The sequence below is a fragment of the Candidatus Krumholzibacteriota bacterium genome, from assembly GCA_016932415.1.
In the GTDB taxonomy this organism is placed as follows: domain Bacteria; phylum Krumholzibacteriota; class Krumholzibacteriia; order Krumholzibacteriales; family Krumholzibacteriaceae; genus Krumholzibacterium.
In genome coordinates this window covers 37330-50591 of the sequence record JAFGCX010000016.1, presented here as the reverse complement: position 1 = coordinate 50591, position 13262 = coordinate 37330, and the positions used below count along the sequence as shown (strand labels likewise).

The window sequence follows — 13262 nt, the reverse complement described above, 5'->3', positions numbered from 1 at the left end:
TTTTCAACAATTTGATCGGTGATGGAGTGTAACTCAATAGCCAACTTACAGATAGATCATACAAAAGGGTCATGTAAAAATGCCATCACCTGCGGATCTCCACCTGAGGCGTTATCGCTTCCTGCCAGCGATTACCATCGCGGATAAGCTTTTTACAAAGGCTCCAGCCAGAAAAGGGGTGATACCCAGGGATACTGCCATGGAAAGAGACAGGCCGGTCAAGATCGAGAGGTAAAGCGTCCCGGCAAGCAATATCAGCGATGTGCCGACAGCCGCAGAGGCTAGGACCGCCACTCTTCCACCTCCGAGCGAACGTGAAAGGGACCCTGCGACAAGAGCAGCAATCGGAAATGCCATAAGATATCCGCCCGTAGGACCGACTATTATAGCCGGACCAAAGCTGAAGCCGGCGAAGACCGGCGCCCCTGCCACTCCGAGGGCTACATACGAGATCATAGCGTAAAAACCATCACGGGGTCCAAGCACTATTCCGGCAAGGACGACAAAGAGCGTCTGCATCGTGACGGGAACCGGAGTATACGGTAATCTCACGGCAAGTTGAGCAGCGATAGCGCTAAATATCACAAAACCGGCAATTCTCGCGAGACGCCTCACCGTATCGACTGTCGACAACGATAGACCGTTTTCACCTGTTACCATCATTACGGAATTCATTCCGAACCCCTTTCAGTATTTCAACCATTTGCCTTTTCTCCGGCCACATCGATGCCGGTAAGCGGATATTGAGAATCTACTCTTTTCGGGTCATTATTTCAAGATGTTACTTCCAGTCTGTTCATCCCCGCCGGAGACCTCGGCTACATCGATATTACCCAGGTAATAATTCGCCGTCATTTCCAGATGGCTCAGGATATGGCGGGGAGCGGCTGAATCGACCCTGTCTATGAAATATTCCTTTCTCACAACCGAGAGAAGATTAAAGAACTCAAAAAGAAGCATCCTCAATGTCGTCAGGTAGATATAGTTGAATGACAGTTTCTCAAGATACTTTTCCTCATCTTCCTCTCTGGAGAGAAGAAGCTCTTCGAATTCCCCAGCCCCTGGACCTTTGAAAATATCCCTGTACCTGCCCGGAGTACTTGCCCTTACCTGTGATTCCATCTCTTCAAGATATTTTTCGATACTCACGTCGATGGGGGATTCATCATTTACCTGGGAGAGAAGCATCTCGAGAAAAGCCTCCCCTTCTACCGCCAGGTCGGTTAGAAAGACGATGTTCTTCTCCAGTGAGACGACATATTCTGAAGCTTCCATCCGTTTTTTCTTCGCTTCGAGAAGACTGTTGATATTACTCCTGAAAACTTCCGGATCAGGATAATTGCCAGCTATATGATCGGCATACGTAGCGAGAAGATCCTCGATATCAGCTTTCTTCTTTTTGATTTCCATCCCGTATCCTTACCCTTGCGGTGACCCCGGTAATTATCGCGTTGATCCCTTGACCGATCCGGGACCTTCCCCGGCGCATATCGTGCCGACCACCGTGGTAAATGTATCATTACCGGGAGATACCGGCCGTGGAAGCATTTGGTCGATCCTCCCTCTAAGCATCAAACCTTCCCCTGTAATCGCTTCAAAAGACCGGCCATCAAGCGTCATCGAAACGAACCGCGATTCCGACCATGCGCTTCGATTGATGATGAACTCAGGGTTGCTTTTCTTTTCAAGATCGATCACGGTTCCTTCCTCAAGCTGCATCAGAATATGATCACCTTCCATGCCAAAAGACTCCGCGCGGCTTCCCAGCGGCATCCTTCCCTTCTCCTCGAGGCGGGACGCGTCGAAAATGACGAGAGTATCGCCTGATTCTCCCTTCCCTCTCTGAATGAACACCACGTCTTCATCGATAATCCCACATATATTCCGGTCTGCATTAGCTAAAGAAACGCTTACCCGGGATCTCGATCTTCCCGTATCGTTTCCCGAAATAAGAACCGCTCCCTTTTTCCCGAGAAGAAGAAAAGTACCGTCGTCAAGAAGATACGCGTCCTGAAAATCATTGGCGAGTTTCCAGTACGAGCTCTTTTTCCCCGTATAATCCTCGAAATAACAGAAAGCATCTTCTGTGATAACGAAAAAACCCTCTTCATAAAGGAATATTCTCTTTGCTTTTCTCTCATAATCACGCACCGCGACGATCTCAGGATTATCACCTGCTTCGCCATTACGGAGGATAAATACCCTGGAGCGGCGTTTGAAATCAACTGCGCAACCGGCGTATTGACCGAAGACCTCGGCGTCGGCTATATCGGCGCTTGTACCGCCGAATTTTTTTATTTCAACAAAATCGCCATCATGGGGCGATTTGAAGTCTCCTTCTCCATAATCAAAATAAACAAGGGATGTTCCTCCCGAACCCGGCCTTATTCCAAAGACCCCGCGTCGGGATTTGCCTGGTAGCACACCGGATAATATCTCCCTGTCACGGCGGCAGAATATACCACTGGATAATTCAAGTGTATCTCGCGTGACGATCTGCTGATACCGTGGAATATCTTCGATTCGGGCTGCCGAAACTTTTACCTTAAGCCTGACATCATGAACTAGCGAGATGTCCAGGTCGCGGAGATACTCCGTTTTTTTTCTGCTCGATCTGACGATCTGGACTGTTTCGGAAGTATAAGGTACCTCAGATGGTAAGAGTGGAAAATAGAGATATCCATTGACCTCCTCACCCGGTTCGAGTCTCAACGGCCTGAATACCCCTCCACGTTCTGCCGGCAGAAGAGAAGCCTTGATAAGAGGACGATACTCCCTGTATTCCTTGAATCCTTTCCACGCGTAAAATGCTCCAAGCGGAAGAATCACGGCTCCGGTGGCTATCTCCTTCCCTCCATATTTACGGTAATCGGCAGGCCGCCGAAGCCCCTTTACCATCGCTATCACCTGTGCCGGATGGACAGGCGCGATCTCTTTTCCGCCTATGAGGAGAGAAAACCCTTCGAACTCGCTTCGCAGATCTAGCGAATTAGCACTGTGTATCCGCAGTGGAACGGTATCGTTGTTTCTTATGCCAACAAGGATCGGTACGATTCCCGAATCAGGAAGAAACGAATGGAAAAGATCTTCTATCTCTTCAGGATCGGAAAGAAACCTCGCGTCGATCTCCACCCCCGCCCCGGGGGCAGGCCCCGTGTCGGAAATATCGATAGAGGAATAGAGAGTCTTTCTGCACGAGTACATCGAAAAGACCAGTACGGCGATTAAAAAGGCTGTGGACAGTCTTCGCTGACTCATACGTTTTTCCTCCAGATCATCAGACGTTATTACCGGAAAGTCTCTCTTCCGATCTTAATCCCTCCAGAGGGACCATCCGTCCAAGCGGGATAACATTACAGTACGAGTCGAAAGTTTTCAAGAAACAGTTATTTTCGCAGAATCCTCCGGAAAGGTATATCACCGGGGGTCTTCCCGCGAAATCGTAAACATTCCGGACCATCCCATGCAGGAACATGGCGACAGCCTCCTCGGCGCCCGTGCCTGTCGAGACATGTTCGAGCACCTTCTCCATGCCGAAGACGCCGCAGGTCACATTTATCCATCGTTCCGATGGATCAAGATCGGTGAAATCGACTTCATAATAGCTGCCAAGAAGTTCTATCGTAGCCCCGGTTGAGGAGCCACAGGCAAGATTCCAGTCGAGTCTCTTTACTTTTCTTTTTTCAAATTCGACAAATTTGACATCCCGGCCACCGACATCGATAATGGAGAAATCATCAGTTTCAACGAGCGAGAGAGCGCCCTGGGCCAGGGATATCAGCTCGTTACGGAAAAGGTCGCATCTTTTTCTGGCGCTGTGTCCTGTCGCAATGTCGAAAAAGATATCCGTTCGCCTGACCATCTCCCTTGTCTGAATAATCTCGTACCTGCCCGTTCCCGTATCGAGCATCTTTGTCCAGGTTGATCCGCAATCTCCTAACAGCATATCAGCTCCATGTGGATATCCATGACCCGTTATCTCAGGAAAGCGCTATAAAGGCTTCTACCTTGGCCAGTATGGAATCGTTGATTTCCCTGTGGCAATCGACCGCTATACCCCCGTATTTCTCCGCGAGATAGTGGGCAAGATCCTGTTTCGCGCAAAAACTCTGCGTGAAAAAGACCGTCGGCACTTGCTTATCGACGAAAGATTCCAGTGCCATGTCTGAGGGTCTCCCTGCCTCGACGCATCTTATCCATCCATATAGATGAGTCGTCGGAGGAAAAAGATCGAGTATCCTGTAATCGTTCGGCGGGACACCCCAGAAACCATGGGTCGGAAGGCATTTCGGCGGCTGGTCTGAAGAAATGGACGGGTCTGTAACCGAAGCCATTATTCTGTCGATCCTGCCGGCCAGAGTTCCCATGCCTGTCGAGAAGACAAGTTCCCTGTCCTCCCACTCTTCCTCGCAGAATCTCGATTCGATCACGCTCAGGCCCATGCCTTTCAGCAGAAAGGAGATATTCCTGCCTCTGTCGCATTTACCTTCTCCAACGGCGGCGATTATGACTTCCAGCCTGTCTTTCAGAAGGATCGCGTTATTCATTATATTCGAAATGATCCTGCACGTGGTGACGGGAAGAAGCCCCGAATCCGGGGCGCCGTGATCGATATCAAGATCGACCAGTTCAAGGTCGGGACCAAGATCTTCCCTAACTCCCGCTATAAGGCATCGGCGGGGAAATCCATAATATCCTATAAGCCTCGAATCACCAATGGGGATCATAAGCAGAGTCCTGAAAAGATGGATTCTTCAAAGAAAGCGGATCGGCAGGGGTTCGCCTAATCATCCCCATCCTCGACCTTGCGAATGGCATCGATGACTTCTTCGCTTTTTGTCGCTTTGAGAAGGCGCTTCCTGAAACTGTCGATCTTTATCATCTTTACGATCTTGGCAATCGCCTGCACGTGAGGACCCGATTCGGAGGTCGGTGCTATCAGCATGAAAAAAAGATGGGCGGGATTGCCATCGAGAGACTGAAAATCGACGCCTTTCTTCGAAACGCCTATTACGATACTGAGTTCTCCAACGGCGTCACACTTCGCGTGTGGTATGGCTACACCCAGTTCCAGCCCAGTGCTTCCATCCCTCTCTCTCGCCATTACCGCCTCGTATATCCTGTCAGTATCGGCATCAGTGTACGATTCCCCCATTATCCCGACAAGTTCCTCGATGATCTCACTCTTGTCTTCTCCATCGAGATCGGTATTGATACATTCAGGTTTGATATAATCTGCAAATCTCATTTCTTACGCCTCCCACGGGGACTTTCCCGATACTTGGAATATCGACGAATAATAACCAACAAGGTGACCCGGCGCAAGGTCTCGTTGCCTCACCCCTTTACGCCTCGTCACAGACCCGCTATATCTGCTCGTAGATCCTGTCTATCTTATCGCTTCCCCTGACTATCATTACGCAGCACTTGGATTTTCTCAGTATCCGCTCACCTTCTTCATAAAATGAATCCCTGAGACTGAGGACTTCGCCAAGTTCGCCCTGAACCAGGAGATCCGCTCCATATTCTTCCACTTCCCTGGCCACTTCCTCATGTACCAGCCCCTTGCGCAGTACTGTTTCGATCTTCAATCCTTTCCTGTCGGCAAGTTTTACGATGTAATTAAGATACCGTTTGCCGTCTTCTTCGAGATCCCGCTCATAATCCATCTTTTCGACCTGGACAAATATCTTCGCTTTGAGCAGTTCGTTCAGAAGATTTTCATTGACCACATATATCACTTTCAGATACGCCTCATACGATTTAGCCATCGCGATAGCCATCTGCGCAGCAGTTATTGACGATTCGCTCCCGTCAATATACAAAAGCATCCTGTTTAACGGTCCGTTCATAGGGCTTCACCTTTTCTCCGGGAGAGCCTGTCCTTCACCAGTTTAAGGACAAAGAAGGCCTCTCTTTCAGATTCTTCGAGTGCCATTTCAATATATTTCAACGTCTCCTGATGATCCGGAATAAAGATCTTTTCCAGAGCGTTCACTCGCCTGATCGTCTTGGAGACTTCGCGCGACAGGCGCATCAGGGATATCCTCGCTTCGGCGAGGGTGCCGAGCAGTTTGAGGATCTCCCTGAATTTCAGGATCGCTTCATCTATCCATATACTGCTTTCAGCGGCGGCGAAATAAGGTGATTTATCATCGAATCTCACCTTGACCCTGGGCAGCGAGACACCCATGACCCTTCTCTGCGCTATCGAGATCTCGGATTCAATGTTCATGCCGAGCGCGATCAGGTTGACCTCTCTGCGCCCCATACGGAGGATCGCCTGGTCCAGAGCCTCGAATGCCTCTTCAATGCGCGATTCGACTTCTTTCTGCGCTTCTACCGCCCGGTCGATAAGCCCCATCAGCTCAACGACAAGGATCTTTCTCTTCTGATCGAGTAGTTCCCAGCCTTCAAGCGCGAATCCAAGATCCCTGCGGATCTTCATCATATTCGTTTTTGTCGGGGCTATCTCATACTGCGCCATTTTATCACCGTCATCCAAACACTATCGCAAGCGCTGATTCCGCCACGGTGGCCGATCAACCGGTTATTTGCCGTAATATTTATTCAGCTCTTCTTCGGATATCCTGTATAGCTCTTCCTTGGGCAGCGACGATATCACTTTCCACCCTGTATCGAGGGTCTCCTCTATGGTCCTGTCCTCATATTCTCCCTGGCTGAGGAACTCCCTCTCGAACCTGTCGCCGAAATCCATGTACACCTTGTCAAGTGGGGTAAGTTCTTCAGCGCCTATTACCGCGGCAAGAGCCCTTACATCCTTGACATGCGAATAGGCGGCAAAAAGCTGGCTTGCCACGTGCGCGTGATCCTCGCGGGTCATCCCCTCGCCGATACCATCCTTCATCAGTCGGGACAGAGACGGCAGCCCGGCGATAGGCGGATATATATTCCTGTGATCCAGTTCCCTTTCCAGGACTATCTGTCCTTCGGTGATATATCCGGAAAGATCCGGCACCGGGTGAGATATATCATCGTTCGGCATCGTAAGGATCGGCATCTGCGTGATCGAACCCTCTATTCCAGAGATCATCCCCGCCCGTTCGTATATTATCGACAGATCGCTGTATAGATAACCGGGATATCCTTTTCTGCTTGGTATTTCCTCGCGGATCGTCGATATCTCTCTCAATGATTCACAGTAATTCGTCATATCGGTAAGTATCACGAGAACATGCATATTCATCGTGAACGCGAGATATTCCGCCGCGGTAAGGGCGGTCCTCGGAGTAACAAGCCTTTCGACCGAAGGGTCGTCGGCCAGGTTGAGGAAAAGAACGACCTTCTCGAGAACTCCCGATTCCTCGAAGTTCCTGATAAAATACTGGGCGACGTCATGCTTGATACCCATCGCGGCGAATACTACCGCGAATGAAGTGTCCTCGCCGATGATCTTCGCCTGGCGGGTGATCTGGGCGACGATCCTGTTGTGGGGAAGTCCGGTCCCGGAAAATATAGGAAGCTTCTGTCCTCGGACCAGCGTGTTCATCCCGTCGATAGCCGATATACCGGTCTGAATGAATTTCCTGGGATATTCACGCGCGGTCGGATTTATCGGGAGTCCGTTGACATCCATCCTCATCTCAGCCCTGGGAGCCGGTCCTCCGTCGACCGGTTCGCCAAGTCCGTTAAAGACCCTCCCGAGGATCTCACTGCTTACTCCGAAACTCAGCGGCTCACCCCTGAACCTAACTTTAGTATCGGGGATCGAAAGGCCTGAAGTCCCCTCGAAGACCTGGATGACCGCGGCGCCTTCGCTGCTTTCCAGGATCATTCCGAGCCTTACTTTTCCGGTCGGATCAACGATCTCGGCAAGTTCGTTATATCCTACGTTATGGATCCCTTTGACAGCTACGAGCGGCCCCGAGACCTGGCTGATCCCGACATATTCCCTTCCCTGCGTCAGATTCTTCTCCATCATACCCTCACCGTTTTTCATTTAGACATTTCAGTTATACGCGTCAATCTATGGTTCCCTATTCAAACATCTCTCCTATACGCTGCATCGAACGGTTCAGCTTGTCCCTTATCCGGTCGATTTTTTCGATCTCGTCGTTAGAGACAGAAAACTTCATTCTCATGATATCAGAGGTGACTTCCATTTTCTTGAGTTGATGGATCGTCGCTCCCTTTTTGATATTATCGACTCCAAGGTCGTAGAATTCCAGGATCACCTGGAGCATCTTTACCTGCTTCTCCGGAACGCAGAACATATCTATCTTGTCAAAACTGTTCTGTTGCAGGAAAGCGTTCTTGAACATCGTACAGGTCTCAAGGACTATCCTCTGCGTATCCGGCAGGACATCGGGCCCGACAAGTTTCACCACCTGCTGCAGTTTCCCTTCCTGCTGAAGCAGATCCATTATCTTGCGGCGCAGTTCGGCCCACTCCCCCCCCGAGTTCTCATCCCACCAGCCGCTTATCTCTTCCACATACTCGCTGTAACTTTCCAGCCACGAGATAGCCGGATAATGCCTTGCGTTGGCCAGTTGCCGATCGAGTGCCCATGTACAACGTACGAAACGTTTCGAGTGCTGGGTCACCGGTTCTGAAAAATCTCCTCCCGGAGGTGAGACCGAACCGATGATACTGATCGATCCATGCGCTCCGCCAAGAGTCTCGACCATCCCCGCTCTTTCGTAGAATTCAGCGAGCCTTGTCGGGAGATAGGCGGGATACCCTTCGTCAGCGGGCATCTCCTCCATTCGCCCCGACAGCTCTCTAAGCGCCTCGGCCCACCGGGAAGTCGAATCGGCCATGATCGCCACGTGATATCCCTGGTCCCTGTAATATTCAGCCATCGTAATACCTGTGTATATCGAAGCTTCCCGCGCGGCGACCGGCATATTCGATGTATTGGCGATCAGTATCGTCCTCTCCATGATCGGCCTCTTCGTCCTAGGATCGATCAGCTTGGGGAATTCGATAAGGACATCGGTCATCTCATTGCCGCGCTCGCCACACCCTATATAGACTATGAGGTCGGCATCGCTCCACTTTGAAAGAGCATGCTGGATCATTGTCTTGCCCGTTCCGAATCCGCCAGGCACTACGACAGTTCCACCCTTGGCAACGGGGAAGAGAGTGTCTATCACACGCTGGCCGGTTATAAGCGGTATGGTAAGGGGCATTCTTCCCCTGACGGGGCGCCCTCTCCTGACAGGCCAGCGCTGGCTCAGCTTGATCTCCAGAGATTTTCCTTCTTTATCTTCGATACGCGCGACAGTCTCGTCTATTGTATATTCACCTTCCTCCGTCACCCACGTCACTTTTCCTGAAAGCCCCGGCGGAACAAGCACCCTGTGCTCGATAAGTACCGTTTCCTGGACTTTCCCGACGACTTCTCCTCCGGAGACATCGATCCCGGGTGTTATGGCGGGACTGAACAGCCACTTCTTCTCCCTGTCGAGAGATGATACGTGGATCCCCTTCTGGATATACTGGTCAGAAGAATCACGGATCACCTCGAGCGGCCTCTGTATCCCGTCATATATCGTCCCTATAAGGCCAGGTCCAAGATCGACTGAAAGGGGAACACCGGCGCTGTAAATATTGGTCCCCGGGGCGAGCCCCGTCGTATCCTCGTAGACCTGGATGACGGCCCTGTCCCTGTCAAGTTTGACTATTTCGCCTACCAGGTGGTCGTCCCCCACTTCGACGAGATCGAGCATCCTCGCCTTATCGATCTCTCTCGCGTGGACCACCGGTCCAATTACCTTATCGACTTTTCCAATGATCTCAAGCACTGTTCGAACCCTCGCTTCCTTCCGGTTCGAAGACTTCTTCGAATATTATGTTTCGTATCTCATCACGCATCCTGTACATGCGCGCTTCAAAAGTGTTGTCGTATATCACCCTTCCTCCCGGCACTCCTACCCTCGCCCCTCCTATCGATCTTTTATCCAGGACCATATCTTCAAGCAGTTCGATCTCTCTGCCTTCCTTTCGGATCTTTTCCTTCACGATATCAAAGACTTCTTTCCTCAGCAGGTCTATATCAGCGCGGTCGACGTAGACCTGGAATCTCCCCCCATCAAGGGCTGTGATCGCCTCGATTATCATAACGGCCAGAAGCCCCGGGTAATCGCTGCCGGATCTGACACCCTCAAGACCATCTCGCACCTTTTTGTTTACGGCAGCGACTATCTCCTCTCTGGCTTTAAGCTTTGTTCTTTTTACCTCGATATTGACGCTCGAGAGAAGCCTTCTGTGGATCGTGTCGCCTTTCTCCTTGGATTCCTTGAGGATCCTGGCGGCGATCTCCTCGCCGGCTTTCTCGGCTTTGGCGGTGATCTCGGATGCGGTTCGCTGAGCCTTATCGATGATCGAAGCGATCTCTTTCTCACCGTCCTCGAATATCTGGCTGACTATCCTTTCGACTGATTCGTTATCAACCAATGACTCCACTCCCTTTTTCTTTTATATCACCCTTCACTCCGGCTTTAACTTCCCCGCGAATCATAGCTCAGACCTTTACTCCTACTGCCGCGTTGACCATCTCCCGGATCGATATCCTTCCCTCAAGCGCCCCTTTCCGGTCAGGGATCTCGATGATAAGAGGGAAAGAGTGACCAAATATGAATTCTTCCATTTCATCGCGGATCGAGGCCGCGATCCTCTCGGTGATTATGATAATCCCTATATCCTCGGACGAAAATGCTTTGGCCAGGGCTTCCCTTGCCTCTTCAGCAGTCTCGACCACTTCCCCTTCAAGCCCTACGAGCCTGAATCCGGTCATGGTGTTCTCGTCTGCGATAACGTAGAAATTCATCAGTCTCTATCTCTCCCCGGTAACCGCTCCTGGTCCCCCAGTTCAGATCTTGGTAAGTATCATGATCGAAATGATCAGCCCGTAAATAGCGATTCCTTCAGCCAGGCCGACATAGATCAACGCTCTCGCGGCAAGCTCCGGTTTTTCACCGATCGCGCCGAGGGCTGCCGATCCCACATAAGCTACCGCTACACCAGCGCCTACGCTCCCTATTGCCGTGGAAAACGCCGCGGCGGCGAATCCCCACATCATGATCTTCGCTCTTTCGGGAGTAAAATCTTTCTGTACTGCCGCGGTCGCCGCGGGATCATGACCCTGGCTGTATACATTCGCTGCGGTGCTGATAAGAGTGATCAGCAGTACTATGATCACTGTCGAAAAAACCGCCGCAGTAGAGAGAGTAATCCATTTCCTCATCTTCTTCCTGCGTTCCTCTTGCTGTGACATTTACCCTGTCTCCTTTCGTTCTTTCCGGCCGGGACTGCCTCCCAGGCCTATCGGTTTATAAGCTACTCCTCCACCCATGAAGAACTTGCCGAAGAATTCGTAGTACTCCAGACGGATGGCCTGAATCGTTACCACCATGCCCTCCAGGGCTATAATGACAGCGTTGCCAAGAACGAGTATAAGGGTCGAATATATCGCGCCCGATACTCCACCCTTCACCATATCGACCAGGCTGAAGACAGCAATGAACAATCCGACATGGGCAAGGGCGAACGCTGCTACACGTATGAACGAGACAGTATTACCGAGATATCCGGTTATTATCTCCATGATCTCGATTACAGTCTCCATGATATAGGTCATAAGACCTTTTTCGAATCTGATCCTGCGCCTTCCTATCAGCGCCAGGAGAGGTTCCCTGAGAAAGATCAGGAGGATTGGGAGCCCGATACCGAACAATATCAGTTTCACGGGAATCGGCTTGTTTGAGAGAAATATCGAGACGGCGCCGATCCCGCACCAGTATATGACGGCGCTGACCAGCCCCGCCTGATCGAAGAATGTCGCCTTGAAATCCTTTGTGCGAATCGCGTTGATCACGTTGAGAAGAATTCCTGTCGATATCAGGGCTATTCCGAAATAGATCGCCACTTTGAAGAAATAAAGCACGTTATGCATCGGTTTCATCCACAGCCCGTGAAACAGGTCTTCAAGGCCGAAGATCGATCCGTAGAGAACCCCGAACACTATGGACGAAAGACCACAGTAAAAAGCCATTTTCCCTACGAGTACGGGTCCTTCCGTACTATTGCGCCTGCTTTTCCTGAATCCCAGCATCCATCCTACCCAGGCGAGGACCGCGCCGTGTCCCACGTCACCGAACATCATCCCGAACATCAGAAGAAAGCTTATCGCCACAAAGAATGTCGGATCAATGAAAGTGTACTCGGGCAGGCCGTAACTGGAAACCAGCATCTCAAAAGGACGGAAAAAACCCGGGTGCTTCAGCATCACCGGGACATTGACCTTGCCACTTTCGGTTCCCGTGATCTGTTCGGGAGGGATGATCTCGATAATAGCCCTGCCCCGAGCCGATCTCATTATCTCACGTTCGACGTCGCGCTTTCGATCGCTCGGGACCCAGCCCGAGAAGATATATGTCTTCTTGGTTTTCTTGAGATAATTCTTTACCGTGACAAGAAGTTCTGCGACCCGTATAGATCTGTGATAGTCCGTTACGGCCCCTGAGTGTTTTCCCCTGATCTCGAGCAACTCCGCGTCAAGTCGATTGATCTGTTCCTTTATTCCGGCTATTTTTTCTTCAAGCCCCTCTATTACAATCGCCCCTTCACCATCATCGCGGCCCTCATCCGGCATCTCGATCTCCTCGAAGGTCGCTTCCCGCAGTATCTTTTTGATTTTGAGTCTGTCCGTCTTCAAGCCTATCAGCAGGATGATCTCGTATCCTTCCCTGTGCGCCAGCGGAAGCACTACTGCCGCGAGGTGCTGGATCTTTTCGTTGATATATTCGAGGTTCTCGCTCTTGACCTGTCCATACCTGATCTCAAGAAAAGTATACGGAGTGCTCTGGTGTGGAAGCCCGACCTCGGCAAGTGGAGAAATCTCGTTGAAGATCCCCTGCATCCTTTCATAATGCACTTCCATCTCTTTCCTGCGCAGCACCAGTTCCTGGACTCTCGCCTCAAGAGAGGACATCTCACGTTCCATCTCGTCGAGATCATTGACAGATATTTCAAGAAGGTTGCTGTCGCGTTCTTCCAGAGGCAATTCCCGGATCCCAAGGTCTTTCATCAACGACGTGACTCTCTGATCGAGACGGCCCAGTTTTTCATTCATCTTGCCGGCGTTGAACGTTCCGAGCTGTTCCACCCATGGCTGAGCGTCATCAAGCTGAACCAGATGGAGGATCCCGAGGCGCACGATCGATTTCGCTACCTCATCGACTTCCGTCTCAAATACCATGACATTGATCTGGTGCATTTTTTCGGGAGTGAACATATGA

The 13262-nt window shown here is 50.9% G+C and carries 14 protein-coding genes; all 14 read right to left on the bottom strand.

Going from position 1 to position 13262, the window contains the following annotated elements; all coding sequences use genetic code 11:
- Positions 1-111 precede the first annotated feature (111 nt).
- Positions 112-675: a biotin transporter BioY gene (locus JW814_06130; protein MBN2071019.1), complete on the bottom strand. Its 564-nt coding sequence runs from the start codon at positions 673-675 to the stop codon at positions 112-114.
- 93 nt (positions 676-768) lie between these two features.
- Positions 769-1410, bottom strand: a complete 642-nt coding sequence (locus JW814_06125) for a hypothetical protein (GenBank protein MBN2071018.1) — start codon at positions 1408-1410, stop codon at positions 769-771.
- 33 nt (positions 1411-1443) lie between these two features.
- On the bottom strand, positions 1444-3258 hold the full coding sequence (locus tag JW814_06120; GenBank protein MBN2071017.1) for a hypothetical protein: 1815 nt from the start codon (positions 3256-3258) through the stop codon (positions 1444-1446).
- Positions 3259-3277: 19 nt separating this feature from the next.
- A complete protein-coding gene (locus tag JW814_06115) occupies positions 3278-3946 on the bottom strand; it encodes an ATPase (protein MBN2071016.1) in 669 nt (222 codons plus the stop codon).
- A gap of 34 nt (positions 3947-3980) precedes the next feature.
- Entirely contained in the window at positions 3981-4727 is a 747-nt protein-coding gene (locus JW814_06110; protein ID MBN2071015.1) for a hypothetical protein, read from the bottom strand.
- A gap of 56 nt (positions 4728-4783) precedes the next feature.
- Positions 4784-5248 carry a PTS sugar transporter subunit IIA gene (locus JW814_06105; protein MBN2071014.1) on the bottom strand — a complete coding sequence of 155 codons (465 nt, stop codon included), beginning with the start codon at positions 5246-5248 and terminating at the stop codon, positions 4784-4786.
- Between the two features lie 118 nt (positions 5249-5366).
- Complete coding sequence (locus tag JW814_06100; protein ID MBN2071013.1) at positions 5367-5852, bottom strand: universal stress protein; 486 nt, start codon at positions 5850-5852, stop codon at positions 5367-5369.
- A complete protein-coding gene (locus tag JW814_06095) occupies positions 5849-6487 on the bottom strand; it encodes a V-type ATP synthase subunit D (GenBank protein MBN2071012.1) in 639 nt (212 codons plus the stop codon). The genes JW814_06100 and JW814_06095 overlap by 4 nt, the downstream gene beginning before the upstream one ends.
- Before the next feature lie 63 nt (positions 6488-6550).
- A complete protein-coding gene (locus JW814_06090; GenBank protein MBN2071011.1) occupies positions 6551-7942 on the bottom strand; it encodes a V-type ATP synthase subunit B in 1392 nt (463 codons plus the stop codon).
- A 55-nt stretch (positions 7943-7997) separates the two neighbouring features.
- A complete protein-coding gene (locus JW814_06085; GenBank protein MBN2071010.1) occupies positions 7998-9767 on the bottom strand; it encodes a V-type ATP synthase subunit A in 1770 nt (589 codons plus the stop codon).
- A complete protein-coding gene (locus tag JW814_06080; GenBank protein MBN2071009.1) occupies positions 9760-10419 on the bottom strand; it encodes a V-type ATP synthase subunit E in 660 nt (219 codons plus the stop codon). The genes JW814_06085 and JW814_06080 overlap by 8 nt, the downstream gene beginning before the upstream one ends.
- Before the next feature lie 67 nt (positions 10420-10486).
- Complete coding sequence (locus JW814_06075; protein ID MBN2071008.1) at positions 10487-10792, bottom strand: V-type ATP synthase subunit F; 306 nt, start codon at positions 10790-10792, stop codon at positions 10487-10489.
- Between the two features lie 42 nt (positions 10793-10834).
- A complete protein-coding gene (locus JW814_06070; protein ID MBN2071007.1) occupies positions 10835-11239 on the bottom strand; it encodes a hypothetical protein in 405 nt (134 codons plus the stop codon).
- Positions 11240-13258: a hypothetical protein gene (locus JW814_06065; GenBank protein ID MBN2071006.1), complete on the bottom strand. Its 2019-nt coding sequence runs from the start codon at positions 13256-13258 to the stop codon at positions 11240-11242. It abuts the gene before it with no gap.
- Positions 13259-13262 lie beyond the last annotated feature (4 nt).